Here is a 26036-nt window from a genome sequence, read left to right on the forward strand (position 1 = left end):
ACCGGCGGACCTACTCTCAGCGAGATCGGCAGTTGTCGATCGAAGGTGCCGGTGGTCGCGCTTCGCCGCCGGTCGGAGGGAGGTAGGGAGATGGGTCTTCCACGCAGGTTCGCACTGGTCGGGGTGGCCACCGCGACCGTGCTGGCCGTCGGTGCCCCGGCTCTGGCCGCCGAGCCGGTGGGCGTCGTACGGGAGGCTGGCGGAGCCACCGCCGTGCCCGACAGCTACATCGTCGTCCTCAAGGACGGCACCGTGGCGCCCCACCAGGTCGGCGACACCGCGCAACGGCTGACCGGCCGGCACGGCGGGAAGGTCGCCCGCACCTACGGCACCGCACTGCGGGGCTTCGAGGTCACCGTCAGCGCGGCGGCAGCGGCACGGATCGCCGCCGACCCGGCTGTCGCGTACGTCGAGCAGAACCACACCGTGTCCATCTCCGGAACGCAGGCCAACCCGCCGTCCTGGGGCCTCGACCGCATCGACCAGCGCAACCTGCCGCTGGACAGCTCCTACACGTACCCGAACACGGCGAGCAACGTGCACGCCTACATCATCGACACCGGCATCCGCTTCTCCCACAACGACTTCGGCGGCCGGGCCACCTCCGGCTACGACGCCGTGGACGGCGGGTCGGCCGACGACTGCAACGGGCACGGCACGCACGTCGCCGGCACTGTCGGCGGCTCGACGTACGGGGTCGCGAAGGGCGTCCAGTTGGTCGGCGTACGCGTGCTGAACTGCTCCGGCAGCGGCACCAACGCCGGTGTGATCGCCGGCGTCGACTGGGTCACCCAGAACGCGATCAAGCCGGCCGTGGCGAACATGAGCCTCGGCGGCGGGGCGAACAGCTCGCTGGACACCGCCGTACGCAACTCGATCGCCTCCGGCGTCACGTACGGCCTCGCGGCCGGCAACGACAACGGCGCGAACGCCTGCAACACCTCGCCGGCGCGGACCACGGAGGCGATCACGGTCGGCTCGACGACCAGCTCGGACGCCCGCTCGTCGTTCTCCAACATCGGCACCTGCCTGGACATCTTCGCGCCCGGCTCGTCGATCACCTCGGCCTGGTACACCAGCAACACCGCGACCAACACGATCAGCGGCACCTCGATGGCCACGCCGCACGTGGTCGGGGCGGCGGCCCTGGTGGCCAGCGCCAACCCGAGCTGGACCCCGGCTCAGGTACGCGACCAGTTGGTGTCCAACGCCACCCCGAACGTGGTCAGCAATGCCGGCTCGGGCTCACCGAACCTGCTGCTCTACGTGGGCAGCGGCGGCACCACCCCGCCGCCCACCGGCTGCACCGGCACCAACGGCACCGACGTCTCGATCCCGGACGCGGGCGCGGCGGTGACCAGCTCGGTCACCATCTCCGGCTGTGGCCGCAACGCCTCCTCGGCCGCCACGGTGGCGGTGAACATCGTGCACACCTACCGCGGTGACCTGGTGATCGACCTGCTCGCCCCGGACGGCAGCTCGTACCGGCTGAAGAACAGCAGCACCTCGGACAGCGCCGACAACGTGAACGCCACGTACTCGGTCAACCTCTCCGGCGAGGCGGCGGACGGCACCTGGCGGCTCCAGGTGCGCGACACCTACTCGGCGGACACCGGCTACATCAATAGCTGGACCCTGACCGTCTGACCTGTTCCCCAGGGACGAGGCCCCATCCGGACGATCCCGGTGGGGCCTCGTGTCGTCCTAGACCGCGAAGGTGGCCGGCCGCTCGGTCGCCGGGGCCGGCGGGCGGGCCTTCCACAGGCCGGTCTTCTGGCCGGCGAGCCGAGCCAGGTAGGCCGGGTTGAGGATCACGTAGCGACGCCAGAGCCGCTTCGGCTCCAGCCCGAGCCGCCAGAACCACTCCAGGCCGGCGCGCTGCATCCACGGCGGAGGTTGGCGCAGCAGCCCGGCGTGGTAGTCGAACGCGGCGCCGACCGCCATCATCGGCATGTCCAGCAGCGGGCGCATGGCGTACGTGAAGACCTCCTGGCGCGGGCAGCCGAGCCCGACCAGGACGAGCCGGGCGCCGCTGGACCGGATCCGGTCGGCGATCTCGGCGTCCTCGCCCGGCTGGACCGCGCGGAACTTCGACGGCTCCACCCCGGCGATCTTCAGGGCCGGGAACATCCGCTCCAACGCCGGGATCAGCTTCGCCAGCGTCTCCTCGGTCGAGCCGTACAGGTAGACGGGCAGCCCCTCGTCGGCGAACCGGGAGAGCACGTGCAGCGTCAACGTCGGCCCGTAGACCCGGTCGGTGAGCCCGGCGCCGTGCAGCAGGTTGAGCGCCCAGCGCACCGGCTGCCCGTCGGGGGTGACCACGTCGAAGGAGTTCAATCGGGCGTTGTGCGCCGGATCGAGCACCCCGGTCATCACGCCATGCACGGCCAGCGCCGTCAGCGCCAGGGGCCGCCGCTCGTGCGCCGCGGTCACCACCGCGTCGGTCGCCGAGGCGTAGTCGGTGGCGTCCACGAGGACGCCGAGCACGTTGCGCTTGGTCTGCGGAGTCATGGCTGCGGCACCCACTTGTCCACGTTCGCCTCGTAGATCTCCCGGAGGATCATCGGCACGTCGTACGTGATCTTCCAGTCCGGGTACTGCGCCTCGAAGCGGGCCATGCTGCTCACGTACCACTGGTGGTCGCCGGTGCGGTTCTGCTCGACGTAGTTGATCCGCGCCTCACGGCCGGTGATCTCCTGGGCGATCGCGAACGCCTCGATGTGGGAGGTGTTGGAGTGCCGGCCGCCACCGAGGTTGTAGACCTCGGCCGAGCGGGGGGCCCGGAAGAACGCCTCGAACGCGGTCAGCACGTCGTGCGAGTGGATCGCGTCGCGGACCATCTTGCCCTTGTAGCCGAACAGGTTGTACGTCCGGCCCTCCATGACGCAGCGCATCAGGTACGCCAGGAATCCGTGCAGCTCGGCGGCCGAGTGGGCCGGGCCGGTCAGGGTGCCGCCCCGGAAACAGGCGGTCCTCATGTCGAAGTAGCGGCCGTACTCCTGCACCATCACGTCCGCGGCCACCTTCGAGGCGCCGAAGACCGAGTGCAACGAGTGGTCGATCGACATCTCCTCGGTGATGCCCTCGTACCAGCGGTGGTCCTCGGGCAGCTCGTACCGGGTTTCCAGCTCGACCAGCGGCAGGCTGTTGGGCCGGTCGCCGTAGACCTTGTTGGTCGAGCAGTGGATGAACGCCGCCTCGATCGCGTGCTGGCGGGTGTTCTCCAGCATGTTGAGCGTGCCACCGGCGTTCACGTCGAAGTCCGTGTACGGCTCCTTGGCCGCCCAGTCGTGGCTGGGCTGGGCAGCGCTGTGGATCACCACGGCGATGTCCGAGCCGTACTTCTTGAACACCTGCTCCAGGCCGTCCCGGTCCCGGATGTCCACGGGGTAGTGGGTGTAGGAGTTACCGAGGTCGCGGCCGAGCCGCTCCAGGCTCCACGAGGTGGAGCCGTCCTCTCCGAAGAAGTACCGGCGCATGTCGTTGTCGATGCCGACGACGTCCAGACCGAGGCCGGCGAAGTGCCGGACCGCCTCGGAGCCGATCAGACCGCCCGACCCGGTCACCAACGCGACACTCACACGCCACTCCTGGTCCATCGGAGGCAGAAACCATCGGAGCATAGCGTGACGCCCGGCACGCCCCGATATGACGGAAGGGCCCCGCATCAAGCGGAGCCCTCGCCTTTTGGTGGGGATGGGGGGAGTTGAACCCCCACGCCCTTTCGGGCACACGGACCTGAACCGTGCGCGTCTGCCATTCCGCCACATCCCCGTGGCACGACCCGGGACACTATAGCCGCCCCGAACCCGCTGTCTCCAACAGGCCCCGGGAATACTACGCTGTCCCAGACGCTCGCCACGAGCGGTTACCGTTCGTGGCGGACGAAAGATTAGCACGGTGGTCCCGGTCCTTCCGAACGGGTCGGGAGCAGGCGGCCGAGCGGCGTGTGAGCTGCGCGCGCGCCGGCCGGATACCATCATGTCCTCGGGACCCGAGGAGGAGCCGGTGAGCGTGCTGCAACGCTTCGAGAAGCGTCTGGAAGGCCTGGTCGAAGGGGCTTTCGCCAAGGTCTTCAAAGGGGTGGTCCACCCCGTGGAGATCCTCAACGCCATGCAGCGGGAGGCCGAGGCGCACAAGGCGATCCTGGCCGGTGGGCGCACGTTGGTGCCCAACCGCTACGTGATCGATCTCTCGCCGTTCGACCACAGTCGTCTGGCGCCGTACGCCGCCGCGCTGGCCCAGGAGTTGGCCCAGTCGCAGGCGGAGTTCATCGGCGAGCAGGCCTGGACGGTCTACGGCGACGTGATCGTGGAGATCGAGCGGGGCGAGGGCCTGGACACGGGAATGTTCCGCGTCACCGCCGAGGTATACACCGGCGGCGAGGTCGCCCCGGTGTCGGCGCCCGGCTACGACGCCGGTCCGCCCGCCTACCCCGCGTACGACCAGGGTGGCGGCTACGGCCCGCCGCCTGGGCACGGTGGCGGTCGCAACGTGCGGCTGGTCTCCGGTGACGGACGCACCTACCCCCTCCAGATGGGGTCGACGGTGATCGGTCGCGGCGACCAGGCGAACCTGCGCCTGCCCGACGTCGGTATCTCCCGGCGACACGCCCGACTGGATTTCGACGGCGGCCAGGTTGTGCTGACCGATCTGGGTTCCACCAACGGCACCATGGTCAACGGGCAGCGGGTCTCCGCCGTCGCGCTGAACCCGGGTGACATGGTCCAGCTCGGCACCACGACGCTGACCTTCCGCGTGGACGGCTGAGCCGCCTTGCCGGCACTGGTCATCACCGTTGCCCGGTTCGGGTTCCTGATCCTGCTGTGGATCTTCGTGTTCACGGTGGTCGGCGTGATCCGCCGAGATCTCTTCGCGGGAGCCCGATCCGGTCGCCTGGTGGCGGCACCGCGCGCGGTTGGCGCCTCGACGGGGCAGGCGGCCAAACCGGCGAAGGCGAAGCGGGGTAGGGCGGCCCACCAGCTGGTGGTCACCGCCGGTCAGTTGGCCGGCACCCGCATCACCCTCGGTGAAGCGCAGATCACCATCGGTCGGGCCGAGGACTCCACCCTGGTCATCACCGACGACTACGCCTCCGCGCGGCACGCGAGACTCCTACCGCGCGAGGGTCAGTGGTTCGTCGAGGATCTCGGCTCGACTAACGGCACGTACCTGGATCGCGCTAAGGTCACCGGACCAACCCCCGTACCCCTCGGCGTGCCGATCCGGATCGGCCGCACTTCCCTCGAATTACGGCCATGACTCTGACCCTGCGCTATGCGGCCCACAGCGACCGCGGTCTGATCCGTGACGGCAATCAAGACTCCGTCTACGCCGGGCCGCGGCTACTCGCCGTTGCCGACGGCATGGGCGGCATGGCCGCCGGTGACGTCGCCAGCAACATCGTCATCGGTGCCATGGCGCCGCTCGACGAGGATGTCCCCGGGGACGCCCTCGTCGACGCGCTGCGTTCGGCCGTGGGCACCGCCAACCAACAGCTCCGCGACACGGTGGACGCCAACCCGCAGTTGGAGGGGATGGGCACCACACTGACGGCGACCCTCTTCTCCGGCAGCAAGCTGGGGATGGTCCACATCGGTGACTCGCGGGCCTATCTGCTGCGCAACGGTGAGTTCGCGCAGATCACCAAGGACGACACGTACGTCCAGATGCTCGTCGACGAGGGCCGGATCAGCGCCGAGGAGGCCAGCAGCCACCCACAGCGGTCGCTGCTGACCCGCGCGCTGGACGGCCGGGACATCGACCCGGAGTACTCGGTGCGCCAGGTGCTCCCCGGTGACCGCTACCTGATCTGCAGCGACGGCCTCTCCGGGGTGGTGAGCGCCGAGACCATCGGCGAGACCCTGCGCGAGTACACCGACCCGCAGCAGTGCGTCGAGCGGCTGGTGCAGCTCGCGCTGCGCGGCGGCGGCCCGGACAACATCACGGTGATCATCGCCGATGCCACCGATCACGACATCGTCGAGGCGACCCCGATCGTCGGCGGTGCCGCCGCCCGGGACCGGGGCATGGCCACCTCCGCCGACGACTCGACCCCGGCCGCCCGGGCCTCGGCGCTCTCCGCGCCGCGCCCCGCCGCGCCCGAGGAGCCCGCCGCCGCGGACGACGAGCCGGAACCGCGCAAGCGCCGGCCGGTACGCGCCACCGCCATGGCCGTGGCCCTCCTGGTGATCCTCGGCGGCGGACTCTTCGCCGGCTGGACGTACACCCAGCGCCAGTACTACGTGGGCGCCACCGACGAGGGCCAGGTCGCCGTCTTCCGCGGCATCCAGGGGCAGATCGCCGGGATGGACCTGTCCACCGTGCACCGCACCAGCGGCACCCGGTTGGACGACCTCACCGTCGCCGCCCAGGACACGGTCAAGGTGGGCATCCGCGCCAAGAGCGAGCCGGACGCCGAGCGGCAGCTCGCGGAGCTGACCAGCGACACGCCGACCAACCCGAACCTGAAGCCGCTCTGCCTGCCCGATACGGGCGCGGTGACCGGCTCGCCGACGCCCACTCCATCCCCGACCCCGCCCGCGACGTCCCCGACGCCGGCCACCAGCCCCAGCGCGTCGGTGAACGGGGTCCTCAGCGCGAGCCCGACCACGGCGGCCACCGCCGGCGGGACCGATCCGACCACCGCACCCGACGCCACGCCCTCCGACTCGGCACCGCCGGCGCTCGACCCGGCCGGCTGCCGGTCTCCTGAGTGAGCGTCGACTGAGATCCCAAGGACTCCACCCGTGACCGTAGCGGCCACACCGGCATCCTCGCCCGCCACCACGGGCGGGGAGTCCGGCGTACGCCTGGCCCGGTCCCGGCGCAACGCCGAGCTGTCCCTGTTGCTGCTGGCCATGGTGCTGGTGGCCGCGTACATGGCGACCGTCGAGGCGAACCTCCTGGACACGGTCACTCCGGACTTCTGGATGCCCGCCGCCGCGCTCGGGGCGGTCTTCCTCGGCCTGCACCTGGTCATCCGGTTCCTCGCCCCGTTCGCCGATCCGGCTCTGCTGCCGGCGGTGGCCCTACTCAACGGTCTCGGCGTGGGCTTCCTGCGCCGGATCGACCTGGGTGAGGCCGCGCCGGTGGACCGGGAGGACCTGGCCACGTTCGCCGGCATCGGCGGCCGGCAGCTCGCCTGGACGCTCGCCTCGGTGATCCTCGCCGCGGGCCTGCTCGCGATCATGCGCGACCACCGTTCGGTGTCCCGGTACGCGTACACCCTGGGACTCGCCGGCATCGTGCTGGTGATGCTCCCGGCGGTGCTGCCGCGCAGCATGTCCGAGATCAACGGCGCCAAGCTGTGGATCCGCCTCGGCGGGTTCTCGATCCAGCCGGGTGAGTTTGCCAAGCTGGCGCTGCTGGTCTTCTTCGCGTACTACCTGGTGCGCAAACGCGAGGTGCTCTCGCTGGCGAGCCGGCGGTTCCTCGGTATCGACTTCCCGCGCGGTCGGGACCTCGGTCCGGTGGTCGTGGTCTGGTTGATCAGCCTCCTGGTGCTGGTCTTCGAGAAGGACCTCGGCACCTCCTTGCTGTACTTCGGCATGTTCGTGGTGACCCTCTACATCGCCACCGAACGGGTCAGTTGGCTGCTGATCGGTCTACTCCTCTTCTTCGGCGGGGCCTACCTCGCGTACGTCCTCGGTTCGACGGTCGGCGGGCCGTTCGCCAACTTCTACGTGCGCGCCGAGATCTGGCTGGACCCGTTCGCCGACCCGACCGACAAGGGCTATCAGCTCGTCCAGGGCCTGCTCGCCCTCGGCACGGGCGGGCTCTTCGGCGCGGGACCGGGCGGCGGTCAGCCGGACATCCTGCCCGAGGTGCAGAACGACTTCATCTTCGCCGGCATCGGTGAGGAGATCGGCCTCTTCGGTCTCTCCGCGCTGCTGGTGGTCTACCTGCTGATCGTGGAGCGGGGTCTGCGCGCCGCGCTGGCGGTCCGTGACTCGTTCGGCAAGCTGCTCGCCGGCGGTCTCGCCTTCACCCTGGGCCTCCAGGTCTTCGTGATCGTCGGCGGCATCAGCAAGCTGATCCCGCTGACCGGCCAGACCACGCCGTTCCTGTCCGCCGGTGGCTCGTCGTTGATGGCGAACTGGCTGCTCATCGCGGTCCTGCTGCGGGTCTCCGACGGGGCCCGGCGGCCGGTGACCGGTGGCGCCGGCAAGGCGGCCCGACCGGCGGGTGGTCCGCCCGAGCAGTTGCACGGTGCTCCCACGGAGGTGATCAAGCCGTGAACGCACCCCTGCGTCGTGTCGGTGTCGTCGTCATGGTCCTGTTCGGTCTGCTCTTCGCGAACCTGAACTGGATTCAGGCGTACAAGGCCGACGAGTACCGCACCAGTGACTACAACGGTCGGGTCCAGGTCGCCGACTACAAGCGCAAGCGCGGCAACATCGAGGCCGGCGGCACCGCGTTGGCCACCAGCAAGGAGACCACCGGCAAGCTGAAGTTCCAGCGCACCTACCCGGGCGGCGCCAAGTACGCCCATGTGCTCGGCTACAAGCCGGTCAACCTGGCCGACACCGGCATCGAGCAGTTGGAGAACGACTTCCTGGCCGGCACCAGCGACCAGTTGATCGGCGACCGGTTCAAGGACATGTTCACCGGCGACGAGACCGCCGGCGGCAACGTGCTGCTCACGCTCTCGAAGCGGGCGCAGGACGTGGCGTACGACCAGATGCGCAACAACCAGGTGGAGGCGAAGAGGGGCGCGGCGATCGCCATCGACCCGCGTACCGGTGCGGTGCAGGCCCTGGTGTCGATGCCCAGCTTCGACCCGAACCCGCTCGTCAGCCACGACACGACCGCGGCGGCTGCGGAGATCAACAAGCTGGAGCAGAACCCGGACGGTCCGCTGAAGAACCGCGCCCTCTCCGAGACGCTGCCCCCGGGCTCCACCTTCAAGATCGTGGTTGCCGCGGCGGCGTTGGAGAACGGCGTCACCAAGTCGACCCCGATCCCGGCCGGGTCCAGCTACACACCGCCCACCTCGGGCAGCCCGATCCGTAACGCCGCAGCGTCGATCTGCCCCGAGCCGCAGGTCACCCTCCAGGAGGCGGTCACCGAATCCTGCAACACGGGCTTCGCGCAGCTCGGCGTGCGGCTCGGCGCGGACAAGGTCAAGGAGAAGGCCCGTCAGTTCGGCTTCGAGCAGGAGGACCTCACCGTCGGCCAGCTCGGCGAGGGCGGCCTGCGGACGGCGGCCAGCCGGACCGGCGACATGCAGAACCCGGACGGCAGCACCGACCCGGCCGCGCTGGCCCAGTCCTCGATCGGTCAGAACAACGTCCGGATGACCCCGTTGCAGGGCGCGATGATCGCCGGGGCGGTCGCCAACGGCGGCAGCCAGATGCGGCCGTACCTGGTCCGGCAGCTCCTGGCCCCGGACCGGACCACCAGCTACTACACCGCGAAGGCACGGGAGCTGCGCCAGCCCGTCGAGCCGCAGGTCGCCGCCGACCTGCGCGACATGATGGTCAGCGTGGTGCAGAAGGGCACCGGCCAGAAGGCGGCGATCAGCGGTTACACGGTTGGCGGCAAGACCGGTACGGCGCAGTCGGCGCCGGACCGCCCCGACCACGGCTGGTTCATCGGCTTCGCCCTGGACAAGAACGGCAACCCGGTCTCGGCCGTGTGTGTCGTACTGGAGCAGGCCGGCAGCGGTGGCAGCGCAGAGGCGGCCCGGATCGGTGGCCAGATCATGCGGGCCGCCATCGCCGACCCGGGGGGCCGCTGACATGCTCAGCCCCGGCGTCCAGCTCGGCAACCGCTACCGCCTCGACGAGCGGATCGCAAGCGGCGGCATGGGCGACGTCTGGCGCGGCACCGACCAGGTGCTCGGCCGGACGGTCGCGGTGAAGAGCTTGCTCCCGGCGTTGCTCGACGACCCGGACTTCGCCGAGCGGTTCCGGGGCGAGGCCCGGACGATGGCCACGATCAACCACCCCGGAGTCGTCGACGTCTACGACTTCGGCAACGATCAGCAGATCGCGTTCCTGGTCATGGAGTACGTCGAGGGCGACGCCCTGTCCTCCACGCTCAGCCGGGTCGGCCGGCTCACCCCGGCCCGCACCATGGCGCTCGTCGCGCAGGCCGCGGACGCCCTGCACGCCGCGCACGAGAAGGGCATCGTGCACCGCGACGTGAAGCCGGGCAACCTGCTGGTCCGGCCGAACGGCACGCTCGTGCTGACCGACTTCGGCATCGCCCGCTCGGACATCGTCGGCCAGCTCACCGCCGCCGGCTCGGTGCTCGGCACCGCCTCGTACATCTCGCCGGAGCAGGCCACCGGGCAGGTGGCCACCCCGGCGTCCGACGTGTACGCGCTCGGCGTGGTCGCCTACCAGTGCCTCGCCGGCCGGCGACCGTTCGAGGGGGACAACCCGCTCGACATCGCCATGCGGCACGTCCGGGAGACGCCCCGCCCACTGCCCAACGACATCCCGCCGCAGGTCCGGGCGGTCGTCGAGCGGGCGTTGGCCAAGGACCCGGCCGCCCGCTGGCCGAGTGCCGCCGCCCTCGCCTCGGTCGCCCGGCAGCTCAAGGCCGCGCTGTCCCAGCAGGCCCGGTCCGGTGGTCACTCCGCGCCGATCTCCGGGGCGCCGTCCTCGCCCGCCGCCCCCGGGCGGGCGCAGGTGCCGCAGGCGCAGCAGTTCCGCCCGCCGGGCGCGCCACACCGGCAGCCGTCCGTCGGGCAGCGACCGACCGCGGTCACGCCGGCCCAACAACCCCGTCCGACCGCGGTCGCGCCGGCCGTACCGCACGCCCGGCCGCCGGTCGCCCAGGCCGGCTATCCGCGCGGCGCCGCGGCGGTGCCGCCGGCACAGACCCGGCAGGAACACCCTCCGGCGTACGCCCGGCCGGCCGGTGCGGCGTCCGAGCCCAGCCGGTCCCGACCCGGGATGGTGCTCGTCGCCATCCTGCTGGCCTTACTGGTCCTGCTCTGCTCCGGCGTGATTTCCTACAAACTGCGGAAGGCGTCGCAGACGGGTACGTCCGGGGCGACGACTTCACAAACCGTGACGTCCGGCGCGCTGCGGCTCGACGGACGCGACGATGCGACCCGGACGTCGTACCGTCGTGAGGTACGACTCCGGCCGGGTGACGGCGGGACGACGACGAGCGAAGGACGACAGACGCGATGACAGCGCAGGCCCGCCTGCTCGGTGGCAGGTACCAGGTCGGCGAGCTGCTCGGCTACGGCGGCATGGCCGAGGTGCATCGCGGTCGCGACCTCCGGCTCGGTCGGGACGTCGCGATCAAGATGCTCCGTACCGACCTCGCCCGGGACGCGACGTTCCAGATGCGCTTCCGCCGGGAGGCGCAGAACGCGGCGTCGCTCAACCACCCGGCGATCGTGGCGGTCTACGACACCGGCGAGGAGACCGCCCCGACCGGCGAGACGTTGCCCTTCATCGTCATGGAGTTCGTCAACGGACGGACGTTGAAGGAGGTCCTCGGCGTCGAGGGCCGGTTGCAGCCCCGCCGTGCGCTGGAGATCTGCGCCGACATGTGCGCGGCCTTGGAGTTCAGCCACCGGCACGGGATCATCCACCGGGACATCAAGCCGGGCAACGTCATGCTCACCCAGACCGGCCAGGTCAAGGTGATGGACTTCGGTATCGCCCGGGCACTGGCCAGCGGCGCGACCACCATGACGCAGACCAGCGCGGTCATCGGCACGGCTCAGTACCTGTCGCCGGAGCAGGCGCGCGGTGAGGCCGTGGACGCCCGCTCCGACGTGTACGCGGCCGGCTGCGTCCTCTTCGAGCTGGTCTGTGGTCACCCGCCGTTCGTGGGTGACAGCCCGGTCAGCGTCGCGTACCAGCACGTCCGGGAGACTCCGCCGACCCCGAGCGACATCAACCCGGACGTCACTCCGGCGGTCGACGCGATCGTGCTCAAGGCGCTGTCGAAGAACCCGCTGAACCGCTACCAGAGTGCCGGTGAGATGCGCGCCGACCTGCTGCGTGCCGCCGCCGGCCGACCGGTGCTGGCCACTCCGGTGCTGCGCGAGGCGGAGACGGTGGCGATGGCCCCGGCCGGCGGCGGTGCCGCCGGCTACCCGCCGGCCGCCACCGGGCAGCAGACCCGGCAGATCCCGGCCCGGGTCGGCGACCCGCGTCAGCGTAAGGCGTCCTCCTGGCTGATCGCCCTGTTCAGCGCGGTCGGCGTGCTCGCGGTGATCGCCCTGGTCGCCGCGCTGCTGTGGAGTCAGCAGCAGGACAAGGACCTGAAGGCGGTGCCGACGCTCGCCGGCAAGACACGCGACGTGGCGGTCACCGAGATCCGCAACGCGGGCTTCAACCCGGTGGTCGGCGATCCCGTCCTGGCCAACGACTGCACGAAGGGCACCGTCGCCAAGCAGGACCCGGCGGCGGGCGCCCGGCTGAAGCAGGCGAGCACGGTGACCGTCCAGATCTGCGACGGCAAACCCGACGTCACGATTCCCCCGGGCCTGGTCAACTCGCAGTTCGAGAACGTGAAGCCCCAGCTCGAAAGGTTGGGCTTGGTCGTGGAGGAGAAGGCCGTCGACAATCCCGCGCAGAAGGGCATTGTCGTCAAGGTCAATCCGCCATCTGGGTCCACCGTCGCCCAGGACACCAAGGTGACCGTCGAGGTCTCACGCGGCAATGTGAGCAAGGTGCCGAACGTCGTCAACTCCACGAAGGACGACGCCGCCGCCGAGCTCCGCGCGGCGGGTTACGTGGTCAGCTTCCGCGAAGGCGACGAGGTGCCGGCCGCCGAGGCCGGCCGGGTTCAGAAGCAGAACCCGAAGGGCGGCACCGAGCTGGCCCAGGGCAAGACGGTGACCATCGAGGTCGGCATCCCGGAGCCGGTCGAGGAGACGCCCACGCCCCCGGGGTCGCCGACGCCGACGCCGAGCGGCACGCCGACGCCCGGCAGCGGTGGCGGCACGGGCCAGCCGATCTTCCCGCCGTTCCGGATGGACGGGGAATAGCCGTCCGCATCCGGGTGCCGGGCCTGTGGACACCCGTCGACGACCGCCCACCGGCGGCGGGTCGCTGGCGACGGCGGCTGCGACGCGTGGCGGTCCTGGGCGTGGTCGTGCTGGCGCTGAGCAGCGTCCCGTGGCTCTGGACGACGATCGGCGCGCACGGGCACACCCACGACGAGGCGGGGGCGCCCGCCGCCGACGTCGTGATCGTCCTCGGCACGGCGGCGGCAGCGGACGGACGGCAACCGGGTGACCGGCTCGCCGGCCGTCTGGAGACCGCCGCCGAGCTGGTGCGTACCGGTCGGGCGCGGGCGGTGTTGGTGTCCGGGGACGGGGGCGGCACCTCCGGCGATGAGCCGACGGTGATGACCGCGTACCTGACCGAGCGGCTCGGCGTCGACCCGGCACGGGTGGTGGCGGACCCGTTCGGCCTGGACACGTACGACAGCTGCGTCCGCGCCCGGGACGTGTACGGCGTCGAGCGCGCGCTGATCGTGACGCAGTCCTACCATCTGTCCCGGGCGGTGACGCTCTGCCGGCACCTCGGACTCGACGTCGACGGGGTGGCCGCCCGCTGCGACGGGTGCGGTTCCGTGATGCTCGCCGGTAAGGCGGTCCGGGACTACCTGGCCAGCGGCAAGGCGGCCTGGGACGCGTTCCGGGAGCGGCCACCCGCCGTCCGGTCACCCGCGAGCCCGGCCGTGCGGGACGCCCTCCGGAGCTGACCGGGCGTTTTCAGGTGGTGGCGAAGGCGGCGAGCCGCCGGGCGTCCACCTCGGCGGCCAGCGCCGGCGCGCGCTCCAGCGCCTCGGTGTGACCGCAGCTCGCCAGCCAGTTGGCGAGCATCAGGTGGCCGCCCTCGGTGAGCACCGACTCCGGGTGGAACTGCACACCCTCGATGGGCAGCGTCCGGTGCCGCATCGCCATCACCACTCCGGACCCGGTCCAGCCGGTGACCTCCAGCTCGTCCGGCAGCGTCTCGGGCAGGACGGCCAGCGAGTGGTAGCGGGTGGCGGTGAACGGGTCGGGCAGGCCGGCGAGTACGCCGACGGAGTGGTGGCGTACCTCGGAGGTCTTGCCGTGCAGCAGTTCGGGGGCCCGGGTGACGGTCGCTCCGAAGGCCTCTCCGATGGCCTGGTGACCGAGGCAGACGCCGAAGATCGGCAGCTTGCCCGCGTACTCCCGGATGACGTCCAGGCAGATGCCGGCGCGGTCCGGACTGCCCGGACCGGGTGAGAGCAGGACGCCCGCCGCGCCCAGCCGGCCGACGTCGGCGACGTCGATCTCGTCGTTGCGGCGCACGTCGCAGTCCACGCCCAGCTGGCCCAGGTACTGCACGAGGTTGAAGACGAACGAGTCGTAGTTGTCGATCACCAGGACGCGCATCGTCACCTGCTCGAAGGGGTCGGCTCGGGGTTGTTCCGTTCCGTGTCGTACGGCAGGTCGTGCTCGTCGTCGGTCGGCGTGTCGCCGGTCACCGCATCGCCGTCGCTCGGCTCGCCGGGAACGCCGGAGTCCTGGGTGACCTGGACGTCGTCGAAGGGCAGCAGGGGCTCGGCCCACGGGAAGGCCACATACCAGAGCAGGGCCACCGTGGCGGTCGCGAGCAGCACCGAACCGACGAGCTTGCCGGCCAGCCCGAACGGGAGCTTGCGCCAGATGAACGCGTACACCGGGTCAGCCTCCCAGCTCGGTCGGGCGACCCGCCGACTTGGGCTGGGTCCGGTCCAACTCCGCGTGGATGATCAGGCGCTGGTAGTTGTCCCACTTGGGGTTGCAGGTGGTCAGGGTGAGCATCCGCTTGGTCGGCTTCTTGTTCGGCTCGCCGGGCACGGGCGCCACCACCTCGACCTGCGTCGGCTTGACGATGCGGGTCTGTGCCACCCGGTAGACGTACCAGTCGGTCTTGCTCTCGACCACGATCGCGTCGCCGTCGTGCAACTCGTCCAGCCGCCAGAAGGTGGCCCGGTTCCGGTGGCCGGCGACGGAGAAGTTGCCGACCTGGCCGGGCAGCGCGCTGGTCGGGTAGTGGCCCGGCGCGTAGCGGATGTCGTCCTGGGTGACGCCCTCGACCACCACCCAGTTCTTGTCGAGCTTGGGGATGTAGAGGCCGGCGATCGGCTTGCCCCGCACCGGCGGGGACGGCTTGGCGCTCGGGGCCTTCGACGGGACGACCGTCGGGTCGTCGGTCGGGCCCCACTCTCGTGCGAGTTGGCTGCTGAGGTCGTTCTGGTGGGCGTCCACGACGGCGGACTTGCCCCACACCTCGTAGCCGGCGAAGAGGAGCACCACCAGGCCGAAGGTGATCAGGACTTCGCCGGTGGCCCGGATGCCGGTCCGGAGCCGGGAGGCGATGGACGGACGGGTCAGCTCCGAGTAGACGCTCTTGTAGCCCTCGCCGGTCTGGTGCGGCCGGAGTTGGACGACCCGCTCCCCCCGACGCGGCCGCGGCGGCTCGGCGGCGCTGTCGCCCTCGCCGGCCGACCCCTCCGGAGCCGGCGTACGGGGAACCGCACCCATCAGCGCCGTCGTGTCGATGGACGGAGGCCGGGGTGTCGGCCTGGCGGTCACGGTGGGGATGAGCGCGGTGGCGTTCGGGTCGGCGGTGCCGCCGGGGGCGGCCGGGGAAACCGGGGCGCCCGAGGCGCTTGCCGTCCGCGTGGACCCGGGGGTGACCTTCGGAATGAACGCGGTCGGCGCATTGCCGCCTGCTGAAGGGACACCGGGGGGCGGGGAGGCGCTCGGTGGTGTGGGCGTGCTCGGGGGTGTGGAGACACCCGGGGCGTTACCGGGCGGGGTCGGCGCGTGTGTGGGGTCGGTGCCCTGGGCTGTCGGCCGGACCGGCCCCGGTGGGGCCGGTGCGCTCGGTTGGCTGGGAGTGGCGGCGAGGGGAGGCCCGGACTCGGCGCGCGGTGCCGCGTTACCCGGCCAGCGCGGCGGCGCGGTCGGCGTCGGGCGGTCGGGGCTGCCCTGCGGGTCAGGCCGTCCGGCGCTCGGTGCCTCGAAGGCGGCGGGTGGGCCCGTCGGCCGTGACCGGCTGGGCAGCACGGGATCGGGCCAGTTGCCGGTCGGCGTCCGCCCCGGAGTCGGGTCGGGCCGGGACGGCGACGACTCGGGTCGACCTCCGGTGGACTCGGCCTGGCCCGGGGAGGATTCCACCGGGCCCGCAGGCGGCTCGGCGCGACCCGGCTCGGGCCGGTTGACCTTCGGCAGGAAGGCCGTCGGCTCGTCGGCCTGGTCCCGGTGTCGGCCGTCGCGGCGCTCGTCGGGGCCGCTCACTTGGGCACCGTCGCCGAGCGCAGGGCGGTCGAGTCCTCGAAGGCCGGGACGGTCACCGTGGAGACGGACTCCTTGTAGCCGAGTTGGTAGTCGTCGACTGCGTCCTTGAACAACCGGACTCCCTCAGAGCTGGCGAGGGCCTGCTGGAGGGCAGCGGGATCGCCGATTGCTACGATCTTGAACGGTGGGGAGTACACCCGACCATGAAGCAGCAGGGTGTTACCGACGCAGCGTACCGCGCTGGTTGCGAGCACGCGGACGTTCATGATTGACATGGCCTCCGCACCACCCGCCCAGAGCGCGTTGACCACCGCCTGCACGTCGCCCTGGTGCACGACCAGGTCGTCGTTGGTGGCGTCGGAGTGGGCCTCGTCGTTGTGCTGGGGCGCGTCGTTCAGCTCGACCGTGACGGCCGTGCCCGTGACGGGAGTGAACCCGGCCGCCGCGAGGCTGCGTTGGGCTCGGTTCTGCTGGGCCTTGATCGGGGCGTCCGAGTCGGCCAGCGTGTTGGTGCGTTGCTCGACCTCGCCGCGCAGGGTGGCGGCGCGGCGCTCGCTCGCCGTGACCTGCTGCTGCCGCTCCTCGATGAGCTGGTTGAGCTGGGGCCGCCGGTCCTCCCGGAGGGCGGTGCCGCCGGCGGTGGTCGCGGTGGTGGTGAAGAGCAGTCCCGCCGCGGCGGCGATCAGGGGCACCCCGATCGACCAGCCCGGTCGCCGTTGGCGTGGCCGCCGGGGCAGCAGCCCGGCGACGGCCCGTCGGAGGACCTTCTGCCAGGAGGCGGCGCCGGATGTGTACTCCACCGAGCGTTCCTTCCGAGTGTCGGGGATCGGTTCGTGACGACTGGGCCGCGATACGAACAGTCCCGCCCTTTTCGGTCACTCCATGTACCTGCCTGACCCCATTCGTGGTCCAGGCGGCCGTTCGGGACTACGCTAGCTGTCGAACATTATTGGCCATGAACCGTCGCCTCCGCGTCCGGTTGTCAGGCCGGACGAGGTTGTCACCCCCTCTGGAGAGCGCCGTGCCCAAGTCTCAGGTCCGCAAGAAGAAGGTGTACACCCCGCCGACGGACGTCCGTCCGACGACGACGGCGGCGTCGCGCAAGCCTAGCCCGGTGTGGCTGCCGATCACCGCGGTCGCTCTGATCGTCGCGGGCATCGGCTGGCTTGTCGTCTACTACCTCTCCGAGCAGGAGTACCCGGTCGCCTCGTGGCAGTACTGGAACCTGGCGGTCGGCTTCGGCGCGATGGTCGCGTCGCTGGTGCTGCTCTCCCGCTGGCGCTGAGCCCGGTCGGGCCGCCGCCGCACCGCGCGATCCACCACCGGACCGCAGGATCTCCGTCACCCGCCATCCCCCTGCCCGGCACGACCGGGCCGGGCACCCTATGGTGTCCGCAGGCGGCGTGGCCTACTGCGAGATGACTCACGTTACTGCTGGGTAACCTTGCGCGTAGGCTGCACTGCATGACCGAGCGGAGCGAGGTCATCGACCGGTCCGGTCGCAGGTGCGGCGGCGGCGCGACGCTGTCCTACGCCTGTCCCGGCCCCGGTTGCTGAACCGCTCGACGAGCAGCAGACCGGGGAGGCCAACTCGATGGGCAGCGTCCAGATCGTCACCACGATCCTCGCGGCTGGCATCACCGCCGTGGCGGTGTGGCTGGCGGTGCGCGCGGTCATGAAGATGACGGCCGTGATCCGGCTGGGGCAACCCGCTCCGGAGCGGTTCGCCGACAAGGGCGCCCGCACCAGGAAGATGCTGGTGGAGACCGCCGGCCACACCCGGATGCTCAAGTGGGGTGTGGTGGGCGCCGCCCACTGGTTCGTGATGGTCGGCTTCATCGTGCTGTCGCTGCTGGTGCTCGAGGCGTACTTCGAGGTCGTCACGCCGACCGGTGGCCTGCCGATCGTCGGGCACTGGACCGTCTTCGGGCTGGCTACCGAGATCATCACCGTGCTGGGGTTGGTCGGCATCCTGGTGCTGATGGCGATCCGGCTGCGAAACCGGCCGAACCGGCCCGGCGGTCGCTCCCGCTTCACCGGCTCGACCATGTGGCAGGGCTACTTCGTCGAGTGGGTCGTGCTGCTGGTCCTGATCTTCGGCCTGGTGATCCGGGGCTTCAAGGTCGCCACCGACCACTTCGAGTACCCGGTCTGGGCGACCCCGGTCAGCCACGCGGTCGGCGCGATCCTCCCGGACTGGTCGGACGGGGCGAGCGTCGCCGCGCTCATCAAGATCGTCATCTCGATGACCTGGCTGATCGTCATCTCGCTGAACGTCACCATGGGCGTCGCCTGGCACCGCTTCCTGGCGTTCCCCAACATCTTCTTCAAGCGCGACCCGGAGAAGCCGGCCGGCTCCGGGCTGGGTCCGCTGCGTCCGATGACCAGTCAGGGCAAGCCGCTCGACTTCGAGGAGGCCGACCCGGAGAAGGACCAGTTCGGCGTCGCCCAGGTCGAGCAGTTCACCTGGAAGGGCCTGCTGGACTTCAGCACCTGCACGGAGTGCGGCCGCTGTCAGTCGCAGTGCCCCGCCTGGAACACCGGCAAGCCGCTGTCGCCGAAGCTGCTCGTGCTCAGCCTGCGCGACCACGCGTACGCGAAGGCGCCCTACCTGCTGGCCGGCGGCGGCAAGGACCTCACCGGCGAGGAGAAGGCCACCCAGGCGCAGCTCGCGCACCTGGACGTGCTGTCGCTCGCCGAGGGTGACAAGCCGCTGATCGGCACGGCCGAGGAGGGTGGGGTCATCGACCCGGACGTCCTCTGGTCCTGCACCACCTGTGGCGCCTGCGTCGAGCAGTGCCCGGTGGACATCGAGCACGTGGACCACATCGTCGACATGCGGCGCTACCAGGTGCTCATCGAGTCGAGCTTCCCCTCCGAGGCCGGCGTGATGCTGCGCAACCTGGAGAACAAGGGCAACCCGTGGGGTGCGCCGCAGAACACCCGCGAAGACTGGACCAAGGGCCTCGACTTCGAGGTGCCCCGGGTCGGCGAGGTGGACGACTTCGAGTACCTCTTCTGGGTCGGCTGCGCCGGCGCGTTCGAGGACCGGGCCAAGAAGACCACCCGCGCGGTCGCCACCCTGCTCAACGAGGCCGGCGTGAGCTTCGCGATCCTCGGCGAGGGCGAGACGTGCTCCGGCGACCCGGCCCGCCGGATCGGCAACGAGTTCGTCTTCCAGATGCTCGCCCAGCAGAACGTCGAGACGCTGAACGAGGCGTTCGAGGGCCGCGAGAAGACCAAGCGCAAGATCGTCGCCACCTGCCCGCACTGCTTCAACACGCTCGGCAACGAGTACGGCCAGCTCGGCGGCGAGTTCGAGGTGGTCCACCACACCCAACTGCTGGCCCACCTGGTCTCCACCGGCAAGCTGACCCCCGTACAGCCCGTCGACGGCGGTGTCACCTACCACGACCCCTGCTACCTGGGCCGGCACAACCGGGTCTTCGCCGCCCCGCGTGAGGTGCTGGGCGACTCGATCCAGGGCGAGCTGACCGAGATGCCGCGCAACAGCGAGCGCTCCTTCTGCTGCGGCGCCGGCGGCGCCCGGATGTGGATGGAAGAGAAGATCGGCAAGCGGATCAACGTGGACCGGGTCGAGGAGGCCATGGCCACCGGGGCGAAGACGGTAGCCGTCGGTTGCCCGTTCTGCTCGACCATGCTCAACGACGGCGTCAACGGCAAGGGTGCCGGCGAGCAGGTCGAGGTCATCGACGTGGCGAGCGTCCTGCTGCGCTCGGTCAAGCCCGAGCAGCCGCGCGGCGGCGACAAGGAGTCGACGCCGGTCGCCGGCTGAGGCGTACCCCTCGGTTCCGAACATCGGTGGCGGCGGCCCGCAGGGGCCGTCGCCGCCGTGCAAGAATCTCGCCGAGGTGAGGGGACATCGACGGCCTGCTCTTGATGACGCTGCTGCCGCTGGTCGGGTTCGTTGCGCTGACCGCCGGCAACGCGTTCTTCGTCGCGGCCGAGTTCGCCCTGGTCACGGTCGACCGCGCGGAGATCGACCGGCGGGCCGCCGCCGGCGACGAGGCCGCCCGGACGGTACGCACCGCGCTGCGCGAGCTGTCCTTCCAGCTCTCCGGGGCGCAGCTCGGGATCACCATCACCGCCCTGCTCACCGGCTACCTGGCCGAACCGGCGCTGGCCCGGATCTTCACCCCGCTGCTGCGTCCCGTGGCCGGGGAGAGCACCGAGCGCTTCACCCCGTTCCTGGCGCTGGCCCTGGCGACGCTCCTGTCCATGCTCTTCGGTGAGCTGGTGCCCAAGAACGCGGCGCTGGCCCGGCCGATGCCCGCCGCGCTGGCCACCGCCGGGCCGATGCACACCTTCTCCCGGACGTTCGGCTGGTTGATCCGGGGCTTGAACGGTTCGGCGAACCGGCTGGTCCGTGCGCTCGGCGTGGAGCCGCAGGAGGAGCTGGCCAGCGCCCGCTCGCCGGAGGAACTCGGGCTGCTGGCGGCCATCTCGGCCCGCGCGGGCGCGCTGCCGCCGGACACGGCGATGCTGCTGCGGCGCACCATCCGGTTCGGCGACAAGCGGGCGGCCGAGGCGATGACCCCGCGGGTCGACGTGGTCGCGCTACGGGCCACCGCGACGGTGGCCGAGCTGCTGGAGGAGTCCCGGCGGACGGGACGGACCCGCTTCCCCGTGTACGAGGAGACCCTCGACCTCGTCACCGGCGTGGCGGGCGTGCCGGACGCGCTGGGCGTGCCGCTGGCCGCGCGGGCGTCGACGGTGGTGGCAGCGGTGGCCCGTGAGCCGGTGTACGTGCCGGAGAGCCTGGACCTGGACGGCGTGCTGGCGGCGTTGAAGGCGGCCGGGGCCGACCTGGCGATCGTCGTCGACGAGTACGGCGGCACCGATGGCGTGGTGACGATCGAGGACCTGGTCGAGGAGTTGGTGGGCGAGATCGCCGACGAGTTCGACCCGGCCAGCGTGGACGATGTCGAGCCGTTCGAGCTGACCGTTCCGGGCGGCGAGCGCACGGTGCTGGTCGACGGGGTGCTGCGCTCCGACGAGTTGGTCGAGCAGACAGGCTTCCGGCTGCCCGAGGGGCCGTACGAGACGCTGGCCGGGTTCCTGCTGGCACGGCTCGGGCACATTCCGCTGCCCGGCGAGACGGTCGACGCCGACGGCTGGGAGTTCACCGTGGTGGAGGTGGAGCGGCACCGGATCGAGCAGGTCCGGGTGCTGCGACCGGCGGAGCCGGACGCCGATGACTGAGCTGCTGGTGGCCGTGCTGCTGCTGCTCGGCAACGGCTTCTTCGTGGGTAGCGAGTTCGCGCTGATCGCGTCCCGTCGGACGGTGATCGAGCCGTTGGCAGCCGGTTCGAAGCGGGCCCGCTGGGCGTTGTCGGCGATGAACCAGATCCCGCTGATGATCGCCGGCGCGCAGCTCGGCATCACGGTCTGTTCGCTGGGCCTCGGCGCGATCGCCGAGCCGGCGTTGGCCCATCTGCTCGAGTCGCCGTTCCACGCCGTCGGTCTGCCCGAGCGCGCGGTGCATCCGGTGGCGTTCGTGCTCGCGCTCGGTGTCGTCGTCTTCCTGCACACGGTGGTCGGCGAGATGGTGCCCAAGAACATCACGCTGGCCGGTCCGGAGGTCTCCGCGCTCTGGCTGGGCCCGGCCATGCTGGCGTTCTGCGTGGCCACCAAGCCGCTGCTGCTGGCGATGAAGTGGGCGGCCCGCCGGGTGCTGGCCCTCTGGCGGATCGAGGCGACGGAGGCCGTGAAGACGGTGTTCACGGCCGAGGAGTTGGCGGGCCTGGTGTCGCAGGCGCGTACGGAGGGGCTGCTCGACGCCGAGGAGCACGCCCGCATCACCGGCGCTCTGGCCCTGCACACCCGTACCGCGGCGGACGCCCTGCAACCGTGGTCGACGGTGACGACGGTCGCCGAGGACGTCTCACCGGCGTCGCTGGAGGTGCTGGCGACCCGTACCGGCCGGTCCCGGTTTCCGGTGGTGCAGCGGTCCACCCGGCGGGTGCTGGGCTTCGTGCACGTCAAGGACGTGCTCGGGTACGCCGGGCAGGGCCGCCGCGCTCCCGTGCCGGAGGCGGTTTACCGGCCGTTGGCGGTGGTCCCGCCGGACCGTACGCTCGCCGATCTGCTGCTGGCCATGCGCAGGGAACGGCGGCACATGGTGCTGGTCAGTGACGGGCGCCGACCTCTCGGTGTGGTGACGCTCGATGATGTATTGACCGCAATCGTTGGTTAATTGACCAACACCCTTGGTGTGCAAGTGGTTGCGCGACAGTGACGGTGACTCGGCTCGCCTTGAATTCGGTCCGGCGCTTCCCTAATGTGGTGCACCGACCGCTGTGGGTCGTCTGCCTCGGCCCTTCCCTCACGCGAGGCGCCCGGCGGTCGGTTGCAAAGGAGTCGGTGCCGGTGGCAACCATGCCCCCTCATCGTCACGCACCAGGGTCGCCCGTTCGACCGCGTGGTCTGCGCCGGGTCGCACGTCGCCTGATCGTGCTGGTCGCCGCCGCCGCGGTCGGTGCCGGCATGATCGCCGTGCCGGCGCAGGCCGAGCCGACGGTCGACGAGATCGAGGCGCAGATCGACAAGAAGTGGGAGGAGTTGGAGCCCACGATCGAGAAGTACAACAAGGTGCGGGCGCAACTCGCCGTCAACCGCAAGAAGTCGTCCGAGCTTCAGAAGAAGATCGAGCCGCTGGCCCTGCAGAGCGAGCTGGCACTCAACCGGGTCGGCGACCTCGCTTCCCGTTACTACATGTCGGGCCCCTCGCAGGAGATCGGCGCGCTGCTGGTCAGCGCCAAGCCGGACACGCTCACCGAGCAGCTCACCCTCCTCGACCGGCTCGCCTCCCAGGAGCGCAAGCAGGTTGAGGGTGTGCTCGCCGTCCGGGCCAAGTACGACGGCGAGAAGCAGAAGCTGGACGCGCTGATCGCCACCCAGACCAAGCAGCAGAGCGAGCTGGCGGCCAAGAAGAAGCAGATCGACGCCGAGATCAAGAAGCTCGAAGCGTCGATGCCCAAGACCACGGTCAAGACCGCCGGCTGCCCGACCATCAACGGCGTGGTCTCTGTGGCGGCGCAGAAGGCGATCAAGACCGCCTGCCAGCAGGTCGGCGATCCGTACGTCTGGGGCGCCACCGGCCCGAACTCGTTCGACTGCTCGGGCCTGACCCAGTACGCCTACAAGTCGGCCGGGATCTACCTCACCCACCACACGGGTGATCAGTGGAACGAGGGCAAGGCCGTCTCGCGCGCCGACGCCCGTGCCGGTGACCTGGTCTTCTTCTACTCGGGCCTGAGTCATGTCGGGCTGTATCTGGGCAACAACCAGATGGTGCACGCGCCACGCGCCGGTAAACCGGTGCAGGTGTCCAGCATCAACACCATGCCGGTCGCCGGGTTCCGCCGACCTGGCTGATCCCCAGCACGCACGACGACGGCCCCCGGTCACCTCGACCGGGGGCCGTCGTGGTTCCTCAGCGGGGTGCGCCCACCGGGGACGGCAGCAACTGCACGTCGGCGAGGTCGACGTACATGACGCGGTGGCCGAACTGGATCTGCGCGTACCGGTTCTGGCCCCGGATCACCGTCCAGTCGCCGGGCGAGGAGCCGTCGAACGTGCTGGCCCGGTAGTACTCGCCGGGCAGCACCGCGCCGACGGCGTACCGCTGGCCGGCGGCGAGGGTGTACTGCAACGGTGAGATCGCCTGGTACGGCACGCCGGCCGGGTAGGCCGCCTGCTCCGGGTACGCCCGCCCGTAGACGGGGATCGTGGCCCGGCCGGGCTTCGGGGTGACCACCATGCCGACCGTCCAGGTGGCCGTCGGCGCGGACGCGGGGTTGTGGAACCACGCCCGCTGCCCGAGGTACCAGATGGCCGTCCAGTCGCCCTGTCGACCGGCCAGCGCGTACGTCTGGCCGGCGGACGCGCGGGCACCGTGGTCCGACACGTCCATCGTGTTCGGGGTGCCGTCGGGGCGCAGCGCGATGTCGTTGACCAGTGGCGCGTCCGGAGCCGGCGCGGTGCGTAGCACCACCGACGAGGAACCGCGGGGCGCGCACGGTGCCCCCGGGGTGACGCATCCGGTGAACGCCGGCTGGTTTGTCGCGTAGTCGGGGTCGATCCGGACCAGCCCGGTGGCCGGGGTGCCGGTGTCCAGCCGAGGGGCGTGCAGCAGGTCGAAGTAGTGCGTCCAGTCCCAGTACGGCCCCGGGTCCCAGTGCATCCCGCGGACCGTCGCCGCCGTGGTGCCGGGCACGTTGTCGTGGCCGATGATGTGCTGGCGGTCCAGCGGGATGCCCAGCCGCAGCGCGAGGTGCCGCACGAGCTTCGCCGACGTGCGGTACATCGCCTCCGTGTACCAGGTGCCCTGCGCGGCGAAGCCCTCGTGTTCCAGCCCGATCGACTTGGCGTTGACGTACCAGTTGCCGGCGTGCCAGGCGACGTCCTTGGTGCGGACGTGCTGGGCGATGTGCCCGTCCACCGAGCGCAGCGAGTAGTGCCAGCTCACGTAGGTTGGGTCCTGGACGAGTTGCAGGGTGGTCGCCCAACTCGCCTCGGTGTCGTGGATGACGATGTACTCGATCTTCTGCCGGGCGGGCCGGTCGGACAGGTCGTGGTTGCCGTAGTCGCCGTCGCCGAACGCCGCGTAGGGTGCCGGGATCCACTCACAGGACACGGTGCTCGGGCACTCCAACCCGTCCGGGCGGGCGAGTCGCCGCAGCCCCAGTCGGTCCAGCCAGGACCGCTCGGGTCGTACCGCCCGGGCCGGCAGCGTGACCCGCTGGCCGTCGTCGGTCACCCGCGTCTCGCCCGCGCCGATCGTGGTGAAGACCTCGTCGGCGAAGGCCGCCGCGGCATCGGCGCTGTCCGCGCCGGCATAGCGGGCCACCGCGCCGTACCAGGTGCCCGGGTCGGTGCCGACTCCGACCGGGGCGCCGACCTCCCGTTGGTACGCGGCCAGCAGCGCCGCCCCACCCCGGAGGTTCGTCGTCGGGTCGGTGCGCAGCGCCTCGGCGGTGGCGCCGGTGAGCGCGGCGGCGGCGTCCACGGTCTGCAGCGCGGCGCTGGGCGGCGCGTTGCCGGTGGCGGGCGCCGGTGCGAGAGGACGACGGGACTCGTCGCCGCGCGGATCCTCTCCCGGGGCGTCGTGGTGACCGCCCCGGGGCAGGGCGGTCACGTGCCGGGCGTCGGTCAGGTGCATCGGGCCGTAGCCGCCGCTGGTGCTCGGCGTGCCGGCATTGCTGTCCCAGCGGGACTCCAGGTAGGAGACGCCGAGTAGTACGTCGATGGGTACGCCGTACTCGGTCGCCGCGGCGGCGTACTGCTGCTGGCGGTCGGCGGCGGGGGCCGCGGTGGCCGGGCCGGCGGACAGCGGCACGGCCGCCGTGGCGGTGACGAGCGCGACGGCGAGCAGGGTCGGACGTTTCATCGAACCCCCTACATGTGAACTGGTGTCGGTGCCGTCACCTTCGTCCTGCTCGGGAGCCCACGTCAATACCTTTCCATGTTTCGAAACGTACGGAAGGAAATCTTCACGTCCGCTCGATGGCCCGCCGCAATCGGTACGGAGTGTCACGGCCGCACGGGTTGCGGATCGGTAACGGCCGTCTCTACTCTGGTCATTCGTCGGCCCGGTAGCAGGTCTGCCCACCCCGGGCGGTAACGGACCGACACCGCCGAGTCGCTCGCGAGCGAGCCGGGGACCCAGGTTCCTCGGGGTGAATCCGCAGTTCCTGCGGTAGGGCGCCCACTTCCCGCCCGAACCCGTCAGCTAACCCGGTAGGCGGTCAGGAAGAAGGAGTACGGAACC

21 protein-coding genes, 1 tRNA gene and 1 riboswitch are annotated in these 26036 nt (G+C 70.9%); of the genes, 14 read left to right on the forward strand and 8 right to left on the reverse strand.

The genetic code is table 11. The annotated features are described in order from the left end of the window. Positions 1-90: 90 nt before the first annotated feature. Positions 91-1647, forward strand: coding sequence for a S8 family serine peptidase (locus AB0I89_RS21495; protein ID WP_357129429.1), 1557 nt, complete (start codon positions 91-93; stop codon positions 1645-1647). Between the two features lie 57 nt (positions 1648-1704). Here the strand turns inward: AB0I89_RS21495 and AB0I89_RS21500 are convergent, their stop codons facing one another. The 3 genes from AB0I89_RS21500 to AB0I89_RS21510 form a co-directional block, all read right to left on the reverse strand. Next, positions 1705-2511 carry a WecB/TagA/CpsF family glycosyltransferase gene (locus AB0I89_RS21500; RefSeq protein ID WP_355048519.1) on the reverse strand — a complete coding sequence of 269 codons (807 nt, stop codon included), beginning with the start codon at positions 2509-2511 and terminating at the stop codon, positions 1705-1707. Next, on the reverse strand, positions 2508-3623 hold the full coding sequence (locus AB0I89_RS21505) for an NAD-dependent epimerase/dehydratase family protein (protein ID WP_357129432.1): 1116 nt from the start codon (positions 3621-3623) through the stop codon (positions 2508-2510). Before AB0I89_RS21505 ends, AB0I89_RS21500 begins: the two co-directional genes overlap by 4 nt. Before the next feature lie 65 nt (positions 3624-3688). Next, a tRNA-Leu gene (locus AB0I89_RS21510) sits at positions 3689-3774 on the reverse strand. Between the two features lie 207 nt (positions 3775-3981). Here AB0I89_RS21510 and AB0I89_RS21515 point away from each other — a divergent pair. The 8 genes from AB0I89_RS21515 to AB0I89_RS21550 all read left to right on the forward strand — a co-directional run bounded on the left by AB0I89_RS21515 (position 3982) and on the right by AB0I89_RS21550 (position 13689). Beyond that, positions 3982-4770: a DUF3662 and FHA domain-containing protein gene (locus tag AB0I89_RS21515; protein WP_007454122.1), complete on the forward strand. Its 789-nt coding sequence runs from the start codon at positions 3982-3984 to the stop codon at positions 4768-4770. Positions 4771-4776: 6 nt separating this feature from the next. Beyond that, entirely contained in the window at positions 4777-5262 is a 486-nt protein-coding gene (locus tag AB0I89_RS21520) for an FHA domain-containing protein (protein ID WP_355048517.1), read from the forward strand. Next, complete coding sequence (locus tag AB0I89_RS21525) at positions 5259-6719, forward strand: PP2C family serine/threonine-protein phosphatase (RefSeq protein ID WP_357129436.1); 1461 nt, start codon at positions 5259-5261, stop codon at positions 6717-6719. The genes AB0I89_RS21520 and AB0I89_RS21525 overlap by 4 nt, the downstream gene beginning before the upstream one ends. A gap of 30 nt (positions 6720-6749) precedes the next feature. Continuing rightward, positions 6750-8240: an FtsW/RodA/SpoVE family cell cycle protein gene (locus tag AB0I89_RS21530; RefSeq protein ID WP_355048515.1), complete on the forward strand. Its 1491-nt coding sequence runs from the start codon at positions 6750-6752 to the stop codon at positions 8238-8240. After that, complete coding sequence (locus tag AB0I89_RS21535) at positions 8237-9742, forward strand: penicillin-binding transpeptidase domain-containing protein (RefSeq protein ID WP_357129439.1); 1506 nt, start codon at positions 8237-8239, stop codon at positions 9740-9742. The genes AB0I89_RS21530 and AB0I89_RS21535 overlap by 4 nt, the downstream gene beginning before the upstream one ends. A gap of 1 nt (position 9743) precedes the next feature. Further along, positions 9744-11150: a protein kinase gene (locus tag AB0I89_RS21540; protein ID WP_357129442.1), complete on the forward strand. Its 1407-nt coding sequence runs from the start codon at positions 9744-9746 to the stop codon at positions 11148-11150. Continuing rightward, positions 11147-12967: a Stk1 family PASTA domain-containing Ser/Thr kinase gene (gene pknB / locus AB0I89_RS21545; RefSeq protein WP_357129445.1), complete on the forward strand. Its 1821-nt coding sequence runs from the start codon at positions 11147-11149 to the stop codon at positions 12965-12967. The genes AB0I89_RS21540 and pknB overlap by 4 nt, the downstream gene beginning before the upstream one ends. An 86-nt stretch (positions 12968-13053) precedes the next feature. Next, positions 13054-13689, forward strand: a complete 636-nt coding sequence (locus tag AB0I89_RS21550) for an ElyC/SanA/YdcF family protein (RefSeq protein ID WP_357129448.1) — start codon at positions 13054-13056, stop codon at positions 13687-13689. A 10-nt stretch (positions 13690-13699) separates the two neighbouring features. Here AB0I89_RS21550 and AB0I89_RS21555 read toward each other — a convergent pair whose 3' ends face one another. The 4 genes from AB0I89_RS21555 to AB0I89_RS21570 are packed head-to-tail and all read right to left on the reverse strand — an operon-like array spanning position 13700 to position 17043. Next, positions 13700-14350, reverse strand: coding sequence for an aminodeoxychorismate/anthranilate synthase component II (locus tag AB0I89_RS21555; protein WP_357129451.1), 651 nt, complete (start codon positions 14348-14350; stop codon positions 13700-13702). A 2-nt stretch (positions 14351-14352) separates the two neighbouring features. After that, on the reverse strand, positions 14353-14637 hold the full coding sequence (locus AB0I89_RS21560) for a hypothetical protein (RefSeq protein ID WP_357129454.1): 285 nt from the start codon (positions 14635-14637) through the stop codon (positions 14353-14355). 4 nt (positions 14638-14641) lie between these two features. Further along, complete coding sequence (locus AB0I89_RS21565; protein ID WP_357129457.1) at positions 14642-16243, reverse strand: class E sortase; 1602 nt, start codon at positions 16241-16243, stop codon at positions 14642-14644. Then, positions 16240-17043, reverse strand: a complete 804-nt coding sequence (locus AB0I89_RS21570) for a DUF881 domain-containing protein (protein WP_355048507.1) — start codon at positions 17041-17043, stop codon at positions 16240-16242. Before AB0I89_RS21570 ends, AB0I89_RS21565 begins: the two co-directional genes overlap by 4 nt. 221 nt (positions 17044-17264) lie before the next feature. Here AB0I89_RS21570 and AB0I89_RS21575 point away from each other — a divergent pair, with 221 nt between their 5' ends. The 5 genes from AB0I89_RS21575 (at position 17265) to AB0I89_RS21595 (ending at position 23641) form a co-directional block, all read left to right on the forward strand. Continuing rightward, complete coding sequence (locus AB0I89_RS21575; protein ID WP_007454145.1) at positions 17265-17528, forward strand: cell division protein CrgA; 264 nt, start codon at positions 17265-17267, stop codon at positions 17526-17528. Between the two features lie 309 nt (positions 17529-17837). Continuing rightward, a complete protein-coding gene (locus AB0I89_RS21580) occupies positions 17838-20039 on the forward strand; it encodes a (Fe-S)-binding protein (protein ID WP_357129461.1) in 2202 nt (733 codons plus the stop codon). A 104-nt stretch (positions 20040-20143) separates the two neighbouring features. Beyond that, positions 20144-21466: a hemolysin family protein gene (locus AB0I89_RS21585; RefSeq protein WP_357129464.1), complete on the forward strand. Its 1323-nt coding sequence runs from the start codon at positions 20144-20146 to the stop codon at positions 21464-21466. After that, the gene (locus tag AB0I89_RS21590; RefSeq protein WP_357129467.1) at positions 21459-22460 is read left to right on the forward strand and encodes a hemolysin family protein; all 1002 of its coding nucleotides are present in this window, start codon (positions 21459-21461) and stop codon (positions 22458-22460) included. The genes AB0I89_RS21585 and AB0I89_RS21590 overlap by 8 nt, the downstream gene beginning before the upstream one ends. Positions 22461-22627: 167 nt before the next feature. After that, entirely contained in the window at positions 22628-23641 is a 1014-nt protein-coding gene (locus tag AB0I89_RS21595; RefSeq protein ID WP_355048503.1) for an NlpC/P60 family protein, read from the forward strand. A 58-nt stretch (positions 23642-23699) separates the two neighbouring features. Here AB0I89_RS21595 and AB0I89_RS21600 read toward each other — a convergent pair whose 3' ends face one another. Continuing rightward, the gene (locus tag AB0I89_RS21600; RefSeq protein ID WP_357129470.1) at positions 23700-25655 is read right to left on the reverse strand and encodes a peptidoglycan recognition family protein; all 1956 of its coding nucleotides are present in this window, start codon (positions 25653-25655) and stop codon (positions 23700-23702) included. A gap of 235 nt (positions 25656-25890) precedes the next feature. Beyond that, positions 25891-26026: riboswitch (cyclic di-AMP (ydaO/yuaA leader) on the forward strand. Positions 26027-26036 lie beyond the last annotated feature (10 nt).

This window comes from Micromonospora sp. NPDC049801 (genome assembly GCF_040656575.1).
Lineage (GTDB): Bacteria > Actinomycetota > Actinomycetes > Mycobacteriales > Micromonosporaceae > Micromonospora.